Origin of the sequence: Glutamicibacter arilaitensis (genome assembly GCF_044793945.1) — a bacterium.
GTDB lineage: Bacteria > Actinomycetota > Actinomycetes > Actinomycetales > Micrococcaceae > Glutamicibacter > Glutamicibacter arilaitensis_B.
In genome coordinates, this window is sequence record NZ_CP084994.1 from 510,334 (window position 1) to 525,260 (window position 14,927).

Genomic DNA, 14,927 nt, shown 5'->3' on the forward strand with positions numbered 1-14,927 from the left:
GGGTGGCTTGTATCGCGAGCCATGCGCTTGGCACTCGGAGAGGGGTGTTTACGCTTGGCTCGCGATACAGGCTTGGGCGCTTTACCTCACTGGTGCGATGTGCTTTTCGATCAGCTTGCGGTCGGAGTGTACGACCTCGGCCAGGTCGGCGTATTCGGTCCAGTTGTCGATTGCGTCGTTGACATCTTTGAGGATGCTCCTGTACCCGGTGATCCCGTGTTGCTCCCCGAATTGGTACATTTCGTCGGCGCTCACATGGAGGAATTTTCCGTTGATACCCATGAGGTGCTGGTCGACCCATGGGCTGTCTTCTCGGTAGCTGAAAGTCACGTCGTAGGCCGGTGCCAGTGACCAGTTGCCTTTGGCGTCCATGAGGAAAGAGTGGTTTTTGGTGTGGTCATCGCAGTTCCAGGCGGCGTAGTTGAAAGCCATGCGGCGGAAAGCTTCGGCTTTTGTTTGCTGGTCGAGGCCGAGCTCGTCGATGGTGTGTTGGAACTGCGAGTAGTCGTGGGTTCTAACCATGTTGAAGTCCATGTGCTTCATGGCGCAAAGGCTTTGCATGTGGAGCTTTTCGAGTCCGCCCGGTCGGTCGAATCGGCGGATCATGAAGTGGGCGCGGCCGTTTTCCCGGTGCAGCCTTGTCTCAGGCATGTCGATGCCAGCTGCTTCAGCCATGAGGGAATAGGCGTATTCGATGCGTCCGAAGCCCATGCCGTCGCCGAGTTTTTCGTCTTGTACGCCATCGAATTTCAGCAGCCAGCTTTTAGCGCCGAGGGCTGGCTCCTGGCCGGGGGTGAGTTCTTCGGTGAAGGGGTTCAGATTGACGACAGCTTTGGCGCGCGCTCCACCGGCGCTTGTTCCGACGGCGAGGATTTGGGCTAGGGCTGCTTCAGATTCCACGTCATTGGCCAGCGTGCCAGCCAATGCTTTTCGTGCTTTGGACACGAGGTCGCTAAGGTCCAGGGCTGTTGGCTGGGAGGCTTTGGGGCTGGTGGTCGGTTCGAATTCCAGTGCGCCCATTGCGCGTCGGCCGGTGTAAGCCAGTCGGTCCAGTACTGAGACTTGGGACGGGTCGGCGCCGCGGCGTGACATTTCGGCATCGATGATTGCGTTGCCGAACCGGTCTGGGAGGGAGTCTGCGATTCCTGGTGGTAGCTCGCTCCATGTCTCCGTGCTTAGTCCGGGAAAGGCGTAGATGTTTTTGCGCCCAGAAGGCTTCATGCTCAGTGGAAAGAAGTCCCTTCTCTTGGTGCGTCCCGGTGCGAATTCGAAGGTGTAGGCGTTACGTGTGCTGCCACGGTTGAGTGCGCCTATGGTTTCGCCCCATGCTTTAACTTCTACCACTGTGACGTGCTCGAAGGTCATCTAGTTGCTCCTCTTTGAGGCTCGCTGTGGGCGGGCGGGTCTGTTTTGGGACAATCTGAGCGCTTCCATCGGGCTGACGTCGCTGTAGCCTTCGTTGAGTGATTCGATGACGTCCAGGCGGTCGAGCGCGCGGAGGACTCGGAGGAAGGTTTCGAGTTTAACGCCGCGTCCGGCCTCCAAGTTCTGAACGGCGCTCAGTGAAAGGTCGCTATTTCGCGCAAGTTCGGCCTGCGTGATGTCGCGCCCTAGTCGCGCCTCGCGGACGAGTTCGCCAGTTCTTCGCTCTAAGCTGTCAATGGACTTCATAACACTTACCTTAGCACATATTATGCACTATTTTCATGATAATACATGCGAACGCACCTGTTATTGAGACCCTTGCTGGCGCTGATTATTGCTGGCGCATCTTGGGTTTACCCTGATCCTTTCACTGAGCGGTCAGGAAGCATGGTGGTGCTGGTGACGGTCGTGCTGGTCATGGTCCTCGTGATCATGCTCCTCGCAACTGGGAACCACTCGCTCCAGAAAATTATTGGCCACATATCTGCAGGCAAGACACCTGTCTATCAGTGGGTGCGTAACACGTGCGTTAGAACGCATTGCAACGCTTTTACCGCTTAAAACATACGAAGGCAATTGTTATCAGCACATGCAATGGCGACCCCGGCTCCTGCAACAACTGAACGCGCCCACTCGAATCCCTCAGGGCGGCCGGTGCACCAACCTGCTTTTCGCCCACACATAGGTGTGAAACGAAACCCTGGAGGAGACCATCTTGAAACTAACTGCCGACGAACTGCTTGCTTATGCCACAGAATTCAATTTCCATCCGCAAGGCGCATCAGCGGGCGACATAGATGTGGATTACTTCGCTATCACGGTGGCGCGCAGGTCACCAGGTCGCTTCGCGGTGCTCCATATGAGCCAGTGCTGGGATGGCACCGAATGGGTTCACGAGTCCCTCCCAAGTAATCGAACCGACGAGTTCAAGGAGAAGGCACGATTCCCCCTGGAAGAAGCCGTCACTCTGGCAAGCGCGCTCAGCAACTCCGTGAAACTCAATGGAAAGACCTTGGAGGAATGGAGCAGTTTCCGCGCCGAACGTGAGGCCAAAACATCAAGCTAACCGCTGCCCTCTTGAGTTTGGCCACCGGCCCCGGCCACCGCGGTCACCTTGTTAGCAGTGGCCACACCGGCCACTGCTAACACCATCTGTCTGCTGGCTAGGATATATTTTGATCATGTCAGAAGATCCAGTTGGACAACCGGGTCAAGCACCTGAGTCAACCGAAGAGCCAAAATGGCGGCATTCGAATCTGTCCCGAAACGCCCTTGTAGTGCTCGTTATCCCCATTACGACATTCGTAGTTGGGTTTGTTATCGCCCGAGTGCTTCCGCCATTCGTCCTTGATGATCTGTTCTGGCGTGACTTCCTCTCGGGCCCTCCGGTTACAGGTATTTTTGCCTTGATTGCGGCGGTGGTAGCTTTCGCAGCAGCTAAGCACAGCGCCAAGGTAGCGCGCAGGAACGCTGAAGAACAGGAATGGTGGAATAGGGCCGAGTGGGCATTGAAGATGGCCGCATCCGACAATGGTCTACAGCGGGTTGCCGGCCTGACAGCCATCTCCGTCATGATCAGCGGGCCGAAGCAGCGGGAAGACGCATTGTTATTAGAAGTGGCGGTAGCCATCGAGAAATACAGCCCTGAAAATGACGTAGACGCGACAGGAAATTCCGTAGACAATGGAAAGGAAGGCGGTGAAAGCCATGGAGTCCAGAAAACGTAGCGACTTGTACGAATTCTACGAACGCGTAGACCAAGGTAGAGCTGATCCGATCTCTAGTACAGAGCGTAAGTTGGCAGCCGAGATCAGAGAAAAGTACGAGAAGAAGTACGGGATCTCTAATAGGGCGGCTACAACCGGCAGATTCGTTGCGAAACAACCAAAGAAACGCAGCCGATCCGGTAGAACTGTGTGAACGAACCGGCAAGCCATACGTGAGCTTGCCGGTTCTTCTGCGTCCGGGTTGAGCCAGAGCACTCAGGATTCACAAGGGGTTGCAGCTTGGCTTCCTTCCAGCTCCTCAAATTGCACGTTGGAGGGTAAGCCTTCCGAGTAGATCGTGCCGTTGCTCCTGACTCCAGTGGTTACAGTGGTGAGCCGAGGCATGGTCACATGATGGAATACTCCGCGTGCTTCGTACTCGAAGTCTCGCAGGACGAACCCTTGGGCGCGCAGCTGGATGTCGTCAGCTTTGGACACCTCATTGTTGGTGATCAGCAAGCATTCACGGGTACCTCCATCTTCGGCATTCAGCCGCATGACCGCCTCGGCGGTACTGCCTGAGCCTCCGAAGAAGTCCAAGATAACCGCGTCAGTTGGTACGACCATACGAATCCACCTCATAGGACTTCGTGATCCTTCGGGTACTGGAAACGTGAATCGCCCAGGACACTGGCCAAAGGCTGGGTGCCAGCACGGACCTACTTAATACGCAGACGGGCTGGTGAAAGTTCTAGTATCGAGTGACGCTGAGGCGTTCGCGAGTTGGACGAAGAAATCCATCGCTGAGGCGGTGAAAGGCTAGAGGCAGTGCGCATTACGCGTCACCCAGAGCACGCAGAAACTGCTCGCAGACAGCGACTGGAAGCTCGCCGCAGTCCGGCTAGAAACTTCGTCGGTGAAGCTTGGGGACACTGAGATATGTGCGAACCGCTGCGATGAAATCTTCGGTGGCCTCCGCATAGATCGACTGAATTTCTCGGGCGTTTTCTGTCCCTGCAGCGGCTTCCGGGTGCGCCGCGGAGGTGATGACATTCTTTGCAAACTCCTCCAGATGAGGTGCCAAGATGCTGATCCGGAGTACATACGGTTTGGTGAGGTCTTCAGCCTCGGTAAAAGCTCTAAAGGCTCTTAAGAAATCTCTGGTCGTATTCTCTCGCTTGTCCAGCAAATCCAACGACCCATCTGGGAATTCTTCGGATGCTTTGTCTGCTGCATTGCCTTTGAATAACACGCTGCCTGCGGCATATTGCAGCTTAGTGGCAGCTCCAAGTAGCTCTGTTGCCGCCTCCAGTACCTGATCTTGATGCCGAGCCATTCGCTCTGCTTTGGTCCTGTTAGCGTCACGCAGGAGGCCGAAAAAATAGCCAATTACCGCACCTGCAAAGACGGGAAGAACGTTCAGAAGTGGCTCCCATAGGTTGGCAAGTCCGGTGTTGGAGGCTGCCGCTGCCGAAGCGATCAAAATGTAATTCACGGGGTCAGTCTATAGCTGTACCTAGTCAGAAAGAGGGGGTATGCTTCCGCTGATGTCGGAAGCATACCCCTCCATCGAGCACAGCGCGTTATATACGCATGAGGCGAAGTCTGGGTAAACGACTTTTACGCCAGTCGTGGCATTTGGCTCCCCGTTAGCACCTGCTCGCCACTTATATCTGACTAAAACCGTGTCTCTGGCAGTCAGGATTTCCCATTTTCGACCCCATGACGCACTTCCAATCGATCCTCGAAGGGAATCACCCGCCACTTCGCTGGGGTCTCCGAATTCTTAACTAGACTTCAAGCCGGCAAGAGGTCTGCTGCGTAGACCTCCTCAGCGCGAGGTCCTGTTTGCCATGAACTCGGTGGCCGTTCTGACTTATCGAAATCAGAGGACGATCTTCCCATGTCAAGGACACCCTCTCGGATATGGCACTCTTTCACACTTATTTGCTCAATAAGCAATTAATAAATGAATTGAAATCTTTTCTCTCAATAAGCTAATAAGAGAAAATTTATGGCGTTTTAATTTGGTATTGTTTTATTGATCACTCAGAAAAAAGGAGACCCAGCAATGATTGAAAATGCGTCCACCAAGGGGAAGCTGAAGAAACAAAAGATCACCGTGGAGCTTGACCGTACCGTTACCATGCACCTCGAATCGGTTGCCATGGCCGTCGATATCAGCGTCGATGAGATCCTCACCGAGCTGATCATCATTGGCCACGACAGCCACCGATACCGCACCTTTCTCAAGGATAGGCAAGCGCGAATGCTGCTGGCCAAGGCAGCCGAAAGTACTGAGTCATAGTGAACCGATGGACGTTGCTGGCCCGGAACGTTCGTTGCGAAACTATTAAGCGACTTTTAGCTCATCGAGAGACCACGCGAGGTCAGTGCCAGCGGCTACTGCACCTCTTTTTGTCCAGTCGACCCCACGGTACTTATTGACGCTCCCATGCGCTCGGCTGTCGCAGCATGGGTCTATGGTGGTGTATGTTTTTCCTGGACAACTGAAGAGCTGCCTCAATGGGAGTGCCTCACTAACTTAAAGTTTAGCCAAAAATCCTTTTGGATAAAGGCGTGGGGTCCTACGCCTCCCCCATCTCTTCTCTCCATCGTTGCTAGTAATTGTTCGGAGCACCGACAAGCTGGGAAAATTTTTGGTCAAAACTGTGGAATGCCTTCATGCAGAGTGCGGCGATTTCTCAGCAGACCTTCAACAGGGTGCTGCGCGGCTGCCGCGGAACGGCACGGAGTACCGCGCATATCAACGGTCTATACCAGGAGCTGCGCAAGCAAGGTCCACCTCAGATCACCGAGCGCGACCAGCGGCGTTTTCAGTCCGCACTGAGCATGGCCAAATTGCATAAGTGGGACGGCATGATGACGGAGGCCTGGCTCTAAGGTCAGTAGTTTTCAAAACGTACGCATAGGCGCGATCGAACAGCTCGCCCTGTACGGGGAGCTGATAGTGCTTGAGAACCTTGCGGATCGCGGCCCGTACCTGACGGTCACCGTTCCTTGTGCGAGCTGATATTGCTCCATGATCCCAAATTGCCGAGGAAAGCCCGGGAGATGACTCGATGAGATCTTAGCTGAGTCTTCCGACAGTGGTACGGAGCGGGGCGAGCCCGGAAATAGCCCTAGCGATTTATGGCACAGCATGGTAAAGGAGTTTTCGCCTTTCATCTCATTCTCGCGGATGAAACAGTGCACGTGGGTGTGGCGTGAGGTAAATAGATACGTTATTTGGATTTATCCGTTGCCTACCACGCGCCCAAGTGATATAAATTGCTTAGGCCCACGTCGGGCCGCTATGTCTAACGAGACCAGAGCCGCATTCGCTGTATGAGATGAGCTTTAGAATCGTTCCTTCCTGAAAGTGAACATGGTGAAATTGAACAGGCGGCGTCGCAACTCATTTCTTGGGTTTGCAGTAGCCATACCCGTTGTCATATCTTCAATTGGTCTCAGCGCGCCAGCCGTAGCTGAAACCACCGACGCAGCCACTGAAGCTTCAGTGAGCATTGCGGCAGAAATTGATCCTCTGAATCACGAAAAAGCAGTTTCCAACTATGAATCTGGAGACGCGGCATCCATCGCGGCTCTTATCGACGCTGTCGCACCGCAAGATGCAGCCGTTCCAAGCGCTGAAGTCGCGGAGAACCCTTGGGCAGCATTCGACCAGCACGAAGGAACTAGCAGTCTGCCCACTGGTGATGTCGGCATTGCATTCGACCAGGAAGCCGAGCCGGTAGAGGTGGTGGATGACCTTGCGATCAGCACGGACGAATCCAGAGACCTTGACTTGGTGCACCGGCCAACGGAGCAGGGCGAGCAGTTCCTTACCGTTCTGGGATCTGAAGAGGCCCCAACAGAGTTGAGCTACGAACTGGACCTTCCCAAAGGTGCAGAGCTCAAGCAACTCGACGATGGTTCCATCAAGATCAGCGCCCCAGCTGAATCGGAAATCGCACTTCCAGGCGAGGATGCGCGGATTGAATCTGCCGCGGCCGACGTTGTAGGTGCAGAAATCACCTCCTTCGATGCCATCGATAACCTCACTGATGAACAGGTTGAGCAGCTGGCCGCAATCCCAGATGTTGAAACTGAAACTGTCGTTGAGATGCAGCCACTGGCAACCATCGAAGCACCATGGGCTGTCGACGGCGCCGGCAAATCCGTTGATACGCACTACACGCTGGAAGGCAACACTCTTACGCAGACCGTTGAAATTACAGCGGACACAACCTTCCCCGTGGTGGCTGACCCCAGCTGGAAATGGTGGCTGGAGAAAGGCGCGAAGTGCCTGGGCGGTGTCGTTTCGATTGGCGCGTTCGGATACGCAAAGATATCTCTCGGCATAGCCAAACTGGTCATCAAAATGTCGAAAGCGTCTAAAACATCCAAATTAGGCAAGGCGTACTCAGCTTGGAAAAAGCTAGGCACATCTAACTCCTCCAGATTCAACCAGATGGTCACGCAGATGAAGAGTTTTGCGCAACTGGTAGTCAGGAAGGGTGCACCCTCTGCGTTCGCAACGCATAGGAAGAAGAGCACAAAGGCGGCTGCCGCCCTGACCCTTATCAAGGAAGGCACCACAGTGGTCGCGGGAGTCTTCGGACTAGGCTCCTGCTATGACATCTTGAGGGAAGTGTGGAGATAATGGGTTACCACTACGAGGGGAAGAAATCATGAATCTTCTAATTACATGGGCACTTTCCCTGATTGCATTCGTGATCGTTTTCTATTCAGCGGCGAAAGCTCGGACGGTTCCCGCTTCGGAGCAGCCAGCTGCTGAGAAGGCTCCGTTTGGAAAGCGGGTCAAGTCGCTATTTGCCGCGTTCGATGTGATCAGTTGGGGTCTGTTCATAGCTGCGATCTGCTTCCTCGTCGCTGCCGTGGCGCAAACCATCAGCGAGTTCGGCTAACCATGCTTTGACCTCGGTTTTCAATCTAAGGTTTGGCAGCTGACCGATTTATAAACGGCTGCGTCACGCATCCGACAAGCAAGCAACAACGGAGCGCCTGGTACACAACTGGGCGCTCCATTGCTTTTCCCGTGAGTAAGAAGTTTTTCTTGCATACGGCCGGTCAAGCCGTACGACCCGTTTTTACATGGGGGAGTAGCATTGCCGGCATGGCTGGGTGGGAGGTTTCGAGACATCCTGAATGGGACATGATGTACTCCGCGGGGCTCACTGTGCGGGAAATAATAGACCGCTGCCATGAAAACGTCGCCACCATCCACGCGCATCTACGCGTCCGGGAGAAGTACTCACCAGGACTGCGTGCTAAGCACGAGGCCGCGCTAGAAGCCAGAGACCCCAACCGGCCGACGATCAAGTGGCGCAAACGCCTAAAAGAAGCCTTAGCCTTCCAGGCTGCTCAGGATCGAGCTCCGCGCAGCGACGGAGACGCGACGGAGCAGTCCCTTCATCAGTGGATTGCCGACCAACGACGCGCCTATATGAAGGGGCAGCTGTCTGTCGCGAAGATCATTCTCCTGGAGGACTTGACCAGCTGGCACGTAGATACTCATCAACGAAGCCTGGACGATAAATGGCGCAGCACGTTATCTGCGCTGTCTGATTTCGTTGCGAACACCGGCGAGCTTCCTCGGTATAAAAATCATTTCGCTGAGCCCGAGCCTGTCCTCGGCGCGTGGCTACATGGCCAGCATCAAAAGAGGGCAGAGGGTACGATTCTGCCGTGGAGGCTTGAAGCACTCGATGCTGCACTGCCAGGATGACGTAGTCGCATGTAGCTTCTGATGGGCTGTTCTGCGAGTATCAGGAATTCTGCCGTAGGTAGTCATGCGAGGACTTTGGTGAGCATCCTAAAACGGTCGGCCCCTCAGGCTCTCCGAGCGGCCCTTGAACTCATCCGCCAGTAGCCCAGCAGCTTCGGCGATTTCCCGGTCGGAAAAGTCTTTGTATCCTTTGCAGCAATATCGGGATTTCATGAGTGGCTGCGGAAGCCAGCGATAGGCGGCGACCTAGACATGAGAACGAATTTATTCAATACCATGCATCGACTCATCTGTCCTCCGCAAGGCAATTGTTACTATCGGTGTATATATTATTACGCGATTTAAAAGAATTTTCTTGCGGTCACCGCCGTATAAATCTATTGTCATGATTATTCGCCGGTTTATCCAAGTGAAGCAACACTTATTTCACAATCTTGTCTGCTATTTGCATGCTCTTTCTGCTGCTCAAGATGGATTATTTGCGAGTACTTCCACCTAGTTTCCATTCACCGCGACACACCCATCTTGCACTGGAGGTGCACAAAAATGAAGAAACACTATCCACTCGTTGGCCTAGCACTATCGAGCCTTCTTCTCGTTGGCTCTGCGATACCAGCTTCCGCCGGAACGACCAGCGGCTCATTGAATGAACTCAAAGATCTCAACCCCGGCATAACCGTCACCGAGCTGAAGTCGTCACTCGATGATTATGCCCAGGTAGAGGGGATCAGCCTCGATCAAGCTGTGAAACGGGCGCTGTCCGAGAGCAAATCATCCACGGTCAAGGCGGCTGGAAACTCTCCAACACGCTCCCTGAATGTTGGAACCGCCGCTAGCAGTGGAGGCGCAGTAACCGGTGTCAAGCTGGGTTCAGCAGCACGAAAGGGTGACATCTTTGTCTCGCCTGCAGCAACCGGATTCGTCCAACACGGCCATACGGGTATCTACTACAGCACCGCCACACTTGTGGAAGCTCCTGGCGGCAGCAAAACGAGCCGATCCATTGCTGCTCGCGATTACAAGGTTGGCAAAGGCGCCGTCAAGCAGTACATCAGCACTACATCCACCAAGCGAAGTGTTGCCGCGAACCATGCATTCAACAAGCTTCGCGGAAAGGCCTACAACAACAACTTCGCCTTCAACAAGTCCACGACTGGTACGAAGATGAACTGTTCACAGCTCGTGTGGGCCGCGTACAAGGCAGCGGCAGGAATCGACCTCGATGGAAACGGTGGCCCCGGCGTTTACCCTTATAACATCAAGGATTCTTCAAAGACGATAACCTACAAAACTCTGTAGGTAATACCTCCATAGGTTTGGGCCGGTTCCTTCTCGGAGCCGGCCCAAATTGAAGCAGATCGGATAGTTCGTGAATACGACGAAGCGTTTTCTTCTCCCAGCGGTCTTACTTTCTTCATTGGCGTTATCTGCCTGCACGGGTAGCACGACAGCAGTTGCTCCTGCGCCTTCGGCACTGGGGGAGGCAACCTATGCGTTCTATCTGAGCGCCCCAAGTACAGAAATTGACCGAGAAAACCGCTTGGGCAGTGTGGTCCTGGTCGGCCCGGACGGTCAAAGCTCGTCGGTTTCCACTTGGGGTATGGACTATGGCTCTTTGGCCTGGACTGACAAGGGGCTGCACTTCAGCGATATGAAGAACGATTATCGGCTCGACGAGACCGGCCTGGCAAGTATTGAAAGCGAAAAGACCGATAGCCAGTACACCATGCTTGCCACTGACGCAGATACTGTCGTTGGGCTCTACAACCTCGGATTCACCGAGCAGGGATACGCCAGTCAGCTTGTCACCACCACCGCTGACAGGAGCACTCTGACCGAGATTGAGGGCGGTTATTACGTCACTGCGAACTGCGATGGCACCATCTACGGGGCGGGGATTGCGACTGGCGAGTACTCGCGAACAAATGATCCAGACACTGAACCGATGATGCTGAACCAGCTGACGAACACCAAGGACGGCAAAGAGAAGCACCTAGGACTCAGCGCAGATGCCAGAGACAGCGCAACTGCAGGCAATGCCCCCTGCATTGACGGGAAAATCTACTATATTTCAGATGCCCGGAAGGGAGGCCTGGAGGACGCCGTGAAACCTGTCTTGTCATCATGGGACGTGACGACCGGCGAATATAGTCAGGTGCCGATTCGTGCGGAATCAAACGACGAACCATTGTTGCGTCCAGACGGCACGGGCTACCCGCAGGTGACCCCGGGTTCGGTGAAAGATGGAAAAATCGAGTGGTTCGGCGCCGGCAACAGTGTGATGTCAACGGATATCAAGACCGGACAAACCACACGGAAGTTCATGGTGGAAGGACGCACCGATGATGCAGCTTCCTCTCAGGCTGTTTTCACCGCCGAAGAAGTTGTTGTGCTTGTTGACAACGGCGATGGCACTGATTTTCGTTTTGTTCACTATGACCGATCTACCGGTGAAGAACTAATGCGCAGGACCCTGGAGGAAGCCCCCGACGGACTAAACAACGGGATGATTCTCCGAGGCATGGCAATAAAGCCCTGACGGTTAGTCTCCAACCATTCGCCCTATGCCTATATACAAGTTTTCCTAATTTACTTCGTCAAAACGGTGTCTTGGTTGTAGTGGGGACGGAGTGAGCGCTAAGGTCTGCGAGGGCGCAAGACGCTGGCCGAAGTTCTCGATTTTCAAGCGACACACAGCCGACTTCCACACCATGACGGAGTTGAAGCAGAGCGGCTGTTACACCGGTGGGTGCTCGAACAGCGACGGGCCTACCGCAACAAGTCGCTGTCTGCCTCGAAGATCGCCTTATTAGGGGGCCTCATCGCATGGAACATCGATGCGCACCAGCATGATCTGGATGAGGTCTGGCGGGCACGTCTGACCTCGCTAATCAAATTCGCGGCTACTTATCATCGGACCCCGCGGTATCAGAACCATTCCTCCGAAGCCGAGCGAGTCCTTGGCGACTGGCTGCATGTGCAGCACCAAAAACGGGGCGGAAGGCAGCTTGAATCATCAGCAGTTTGTATAGACTCATCGAAATCCAACTGCGTCCGCTGCTCCAGCTCCCCCACCGAGACCTGATACACCCTAAATTCATCCAACGCCAGCGCTACTCGCAGTTGATCGAGATCTTGGGTCAAGAGGAAAGCACGGGCCTTCAACACGCCGTCTTCTTTGAAGACGATGAGCTTCCAATACTCCGAAGGCAACCCAACACCTCGATACACCTGATCGTCTGGCTGAAAGACCGGCCCGCCAAAGACACTCACCTTGAGATCTTCAACATCGACTTGCTCATACAGCGCATTCTCCAGCTGCCCCAGATACCTTCTTGGCTGCTTTGATTGAAGTCATCCATTTGCGGGGCAATGTTCGTGTAGAAAAAGGAATCCTCATTGGCTTGCTGCGCTTCCGCGACTTCGCCCCACACCAGATCCGTACGGCGAGCAATATGCCCACGATCCAACCGATTACCCTGATACAGCTCATTGCCCGATTGAAACTCTTCAGGCAATCTCGAATCCTTGTCGAAATCGATGCCCGAACGGCTCAAACGCTTAGTTGTAGCGCCATCGATGTTCCAGGCAACCCAACGCGCCAACCGGCGGGACTTACTCAGCGACAGGGAAAAGTGGGTATAAGGAATGTTATTCGACCCTTCCCAAAGCACAACGTCTTGTAAGGCATCGGCATTCAACAGCGGCAGTGCTACGCTTGTTCCTAGGAATTCGGGGTCGTACCCGATGCGGTCAATCGAATCGTTAGCTTGGTTTGTACCAGTCGACGAACTTAACACCACTTGCATCGGTAATCATACGATTTCGTTCAATGCGCTTGCCCATCCAGCCTAAGGCGTACTCGGAGAACACACCTAAAAGAGTCAGCAAACGTAATGATCATTCGCGGTGTCTTAAGAAGAGACACGAAGTCCTACGCTTTCGCGAGGATCATGGCGCTGACGCTAATGAGTTCCGGCATCAGACTCGGATTTATAAGAATATGTTTACTTGGCAGTTTCGATCATCCCCACCAGTGACAGTCGATGACGAGAAGATATGCTGCAAAGTTGTCTGGCTAACTATGACGAACGATACTGAATGGTAAAGTAGCTGTTCCGAATTTAGTGCACGTACTAAAGCCCAGTAGTGTCTGGGCAAAAAACTGAGAAGTTCATCTAACCTGCAAATATACTGCAAGCGGGAGCTTTGGCACTTCATATTAGGCTATTGACCTGTAGTCATGAAAAGCATATTGAGCAGCGAAAAACCCCGGAAGCACACGGTAATACCGGTGTCCGGGGTTTTCTTCACACGAGCCCCCTGGCGGATTTGAACCGCCGACCTGCTCTTTACGAGGGAGCTGCTCTACCCCTGAGCTAAGGAGGCCGATACCTGAAAACAGGCACCTCGTTACTTTATCTGAGTACTCGAGAGATCGTCAAAACGAGTTGTACTTGTGAAGCCTTAGATCAGCACACAGTGCCATCTTCGGGCGCCTTGCCGTCGATCAAGTAGGTATCAATTGCCTCGGTAATGCAGTCATTTGAACGACCATAGGCAGTGTGGCCATGTCCTTCAAAAGTCAGCAACGATGCGTTGGACAATTGTGAAGCCAAAGACCGCGACCATTCGTACGGAGTCGCAGGATCTCCGGTTGTCCCTACCACCAAGATTTCCTCCGAGCCCTCAGCCTTTAGCTCGGCAGGTGCCCCGGTGGCCTCATGCGCCCACTCGTTGCAGGTGATTGCACCGTAGGAAAGATACTTTCCCAGTGTGGGCGCGACACGCATTAATTCTTCAGCTTCGGCTTGCATCGTCGCTGGATCCGCATCCATTGGCCGGTCCAGGCAATTGATTGCCACGAATGCGTCGGATGAATTCGATGTGTAAGTACCATCGTGGCTTCGGTCGCTGGAGAGATCTGCAAAGAGCAATACCTGATCAACGTTACCCTCCATAGCTTCACGCATGGCAGTGGTCAGCATCGGCCAACTCGAATTGTCATAGAGCGGCACAATGAAGCCGTTGATGAAATCGATAATCGGTACGGTTCGTCCGTCGCTGGACACCAGCGGTTTATTTTCAATTTGGGCGAAGAACAGCTGTAGCTGCACCTTGGCTTCTTCATGAGTTCCATCAAATGGGCACTCTTCACTTTCCAAACAACTTTGGAGCCAGGCATCGATTTCTCGCTCGAATCCCACGGCCTGCGCCTGGTTTACCTCAGCTGATGAGACTGCAGGATCCATAGCACCGTCCAACACGAAGTGGCCAACCCGTTGCGGAAAGAGCTCTGCGTAGGTGGCACCGAGGAACGTGCCGTAAGAGAAGCCGAGATAGTCGAGTTTCTCGACTCCAAGAACTGCCCGGATGATGTCGAGGTCTTTTGCCGTCGAAACGGTATCGACGTGGCCTAGTAAATCGCCGGTGTTCTGGGCGCACTCCTTGGCGTATTCCTTAGATTGCTTGATGATTTCTTCTTGGTCATCCGGAACCCAAGCTCTTAAATTTTGTTGCCGGCTCTGATCAATTTGTTCATCTGTCTGGCACTCCACCGGTGAACTTTCACCTACGCCACGTGGGTCGAAACCAACCGCATTAAACTCGCGCTGCAAGTCCTCGCTGAAAATAGCGGGAACAGTATCGGTGACCATGCCAAGGCCCGAACCTCCGGGTCCGCCGGGATTCACCAAAAGGTTTCGTTTCGCGCCTTCGGAGACACGTCGATTCAGCGCAAGATCAATGCTCTCTTCTCCGGGCTCAGCGTAGTCCAACGGCACTTGGATTGTGGCGCACTCTACCGTGGTGCCACATGGTTCCCACATCACGTCCTGGTCATAGTATGCGGCGAGTTCGCCGAGGTTCTCAGGGGCCGCATCGGGCTGGGACTTGGAGGTCGAAGGTGCAGGGTTGGTATCGCTCGAATCGGAACCAGCGCAGGAAACCAAAGCGAGGGACACTGCCGCGCCAAAGGACGCGAACCGGAGCAGAGAATTACGTGCAGTCACTATGCGTCTCCTGTTGAAATTGGGGTATCGGGC

General features: G+C 54.0%; 16 protein-coding genes and 1 tRNA gene. 9 read left to right on the top strand and 8 right to left on the bottom strand.

Annotated elements, in window-relative coordinates; genetic code table 11:
• Positions 1–81: 81 nt before the first annotated feature.
• Together LG294_RS02470 and LG294_RS02475 are read right to left on the bottom strand one after the other, a co-directional pair.
• Entirely contained in the window at positions 82–1,365 is a 1,284-nt protein-coding gene (locus LG294_RS02470; protein ID WP_404289199.1) for a type II toxin-antitoxin system HipA family toxin, read from the bottom strand.
• Positions 1,366–1,671 (bottom strand): helix-turn-helix transcriptional regulator, encoded by a 306-nt coding sequence (locus LG294_RS02475; protein WP_404289201.1) that lies wholly within the window; start codon positions 1,669–1,671, stop codon positions 1,366–1,368. It abuts the gene before it with no gap.
• Between the two features lie 469 nt (positions 1,672–2,140).
• Between LG294_RS02475 and LG294_RS02480 the strand changes: the two genes are divergently transcribed.
• Positions 2,141–2,491 carry a hypothetical protein gene (locus tag LG294_RS02480; protein WP_404289202.1) on the top strand — a complete coding sequence of 117 codons (351 nt, stop codon included), beginning with the start codon at positions 2,141–2,143 and terminating at the stop codon, positions 2,489–2,491.
• A 115-nt stretch (positions 2,492–2,606) separates the two neighbouring features.
• Positions 2,607–3,152: a hypothetical protein gene (locus LG294_RS02485; RefSeq protein WP_404289204.1), complete on the top strand. Its 546-nt coding sequence runs from the start codon at positions 2,607–2,609 to the stop codon at positions 3,150–3,152.
• A 255-nt stretch (positions 3,153–3,407) separates the two neighbouring features.
• On the opposite strand, the gene LG294_RS02490 is transcribed toward LG294_RS02485, so the two are convergent.
• Together LG294_RS02490 and LG294_RS02495 are read right to left on the bottom strand one after the other, a co-directional pair.
• The gene (locus LG294_RS02490; protein WP_404289206.1) at positions 3,408–3,758 is read right to left on the bottom strand and encodes a hypothetical protein; all 351 of its coding nucleotides are present in this window, start codon (positions 3,756–3,758) and stop codon (positions 3,408–3,410) included.
• A 274-nt stretch (positions 3,759–4,032) separates the two neighbouring features.
• Positions 4,033–4,626 (bottom strand): hypothetical protein, encoded by a 594-nt coding sequence (locus tag LG294_RS02495; protein ID WP_404289209.1) that lies wholly within the window; start codon positions 4,624–4,626, stop codon positions 4,033–4,035.
• A 576-nt stretch (positions 4,627–5,202) separates the two neighbouring features.
• Between LG294_RS02495 and LG294_RS02500 the strand changes: the two genes are divergently transcribed.
• The 7 genes from LG294_RS02500 to LG294_RS02530 all read left to right on the top strand — a co-directional run bounded on the left by LG294_RS02500 (position 5,203) and on the right by LG294_RS02530 (position 11,422).
• Positions 5,203–5,439 carry a hypothetical protein gene (locus tag LG294_RS02500; RefSeq protein WP_404289212.1) on the top strand — a complete coding sequence of 79 codons (237 nt, stop codon included), beginning with the start codon at positions 5,203–5,205 and terminating at the stop codon, positions 5,437–5,439.
• 377 nt (positions 5,440–5,816) lie between these two features.
• Positions 5,817–6,035 (top strand): hypothetical protein, encoded by a 219-nt coding sequence (locus LG294_RS02505; protein WP_404289214.1) that lies wholly within the window; start codon positions 5,817–5,819, stop codon positions 6,033–6,035.
• Positions 6,036–6,651: 616 nt separating this feature from the next.
• Positions 6,652–7,797: a hypothetical protein gene (locus LG294_RS02510; protein ID WP_404289217.1), complete on the top strand. Its 1,146-nt coding sequence runs from the start codon at positions 6,652–6,654 to the stop codon at positions 7,795–7,797.
• A 28-nt stretch (positions 7,798–7,825) separates the two neighbouring features.
• Positions 7,826–8,062, top strand: a complete 237-nt coding sequence (locus tag LG294_RS02515) for a hypothetical protein (protein WP_404289219.1) — start codon at positions 7,826–7,828, stop codon at positions 8,060–8,062.
• 248 nt (positions 8,063–8,310) lie between these two features.
• Complete coding sequence (locus tag LG294_RS02520; RefSeq protein WP_404289221.1) at positions 8,311–8,883, top strand: helicase associated domain-containing protein; 573 nt, start codon at positions 8,311–8,313, stop codon at positions 8,881–8,883.
• 546 nt (positions 8,884–9,429) lie between these two features.
• Positions 9,430–10,182: a hypothetical protein gene (locus LG294_RS02525; protein WP_404289223.1), complete on the top strand. Its 753-nt coding sequence runs from the start codon at positions 9,430–9,432 to the stop codon at positions 10,180–10,182.
• 70 nt (positions 10,183–10,252) lie between these two features.
• On the top strand, positions 10,253–11,422 hold the full coding sequence (locus tag LG294_RS02530; protein WP_404289225.1) for a hypothetical protein: 1,170 nt from the start codon (positions 10,253–10,255) through the stop codon (positions 11,420–11,422).
• Positions 11,423–11,811: 389 nt separating this feature from the next.
• Here the strand turns inward: LG294_RS02530 and LG294_RS02535 are convergent, their stop codons facing one another.
• The 4 genes from LG294_RS02535 to LG294_RS02550 all read right to left on the bottom strand — a co-directional run bounded on the left by LG294_RS02535 (position 11,812) and on the right by LG294_RS02550 (position 14,894).
• Positions 11,812–12,156: a DNA/RNA non-specific endonuclease gene (locus tag LG294_RS02535; RefSeq protein ID WP_404289227.1), complete on the bottom strand. Its 345-nt coding sequence runs from the start codon at positions 12,154–12,156 to the stop codon at positions 11,812–11,814.
• On the bottom strand, positions 12,153–12,686 hold the full coding sequence (locus tag LG294_RS02540) for a DNA/RNA non-specific endonuclease (RefSeq protein WP_404289229.1): 534 nt from the start codon (positions 12,684–12,686) through the stop codon (positions 12,153–12,155). The genes LG294_RS02535 and LG294_RS02540 overlap by 4 nt, the downstream gene beginning before the upstream one ends.
• A gap of 514 nt (positions 12,687–13,200) precedes the next feature.
• Positions 13,201–13,272, bottom strand: a tRNA-Thr gene (locus LG294_RS02545).
• Between the two features lie 83 nt (positions 13,273–13,355).
• Positions 13,356–14,894 (bottom strand): alpha/beta hydrolase, encoded by a 1,539-nt coding sequence (locus tag LG294_RS02550; protein WP_404289231.1) that lies wholly within the window; start codon positions 14,892–14,894, stop codon positions 13,356–13,358.
• Positions 14,895–14,927 lie beyond the last annotated feature (33 nt).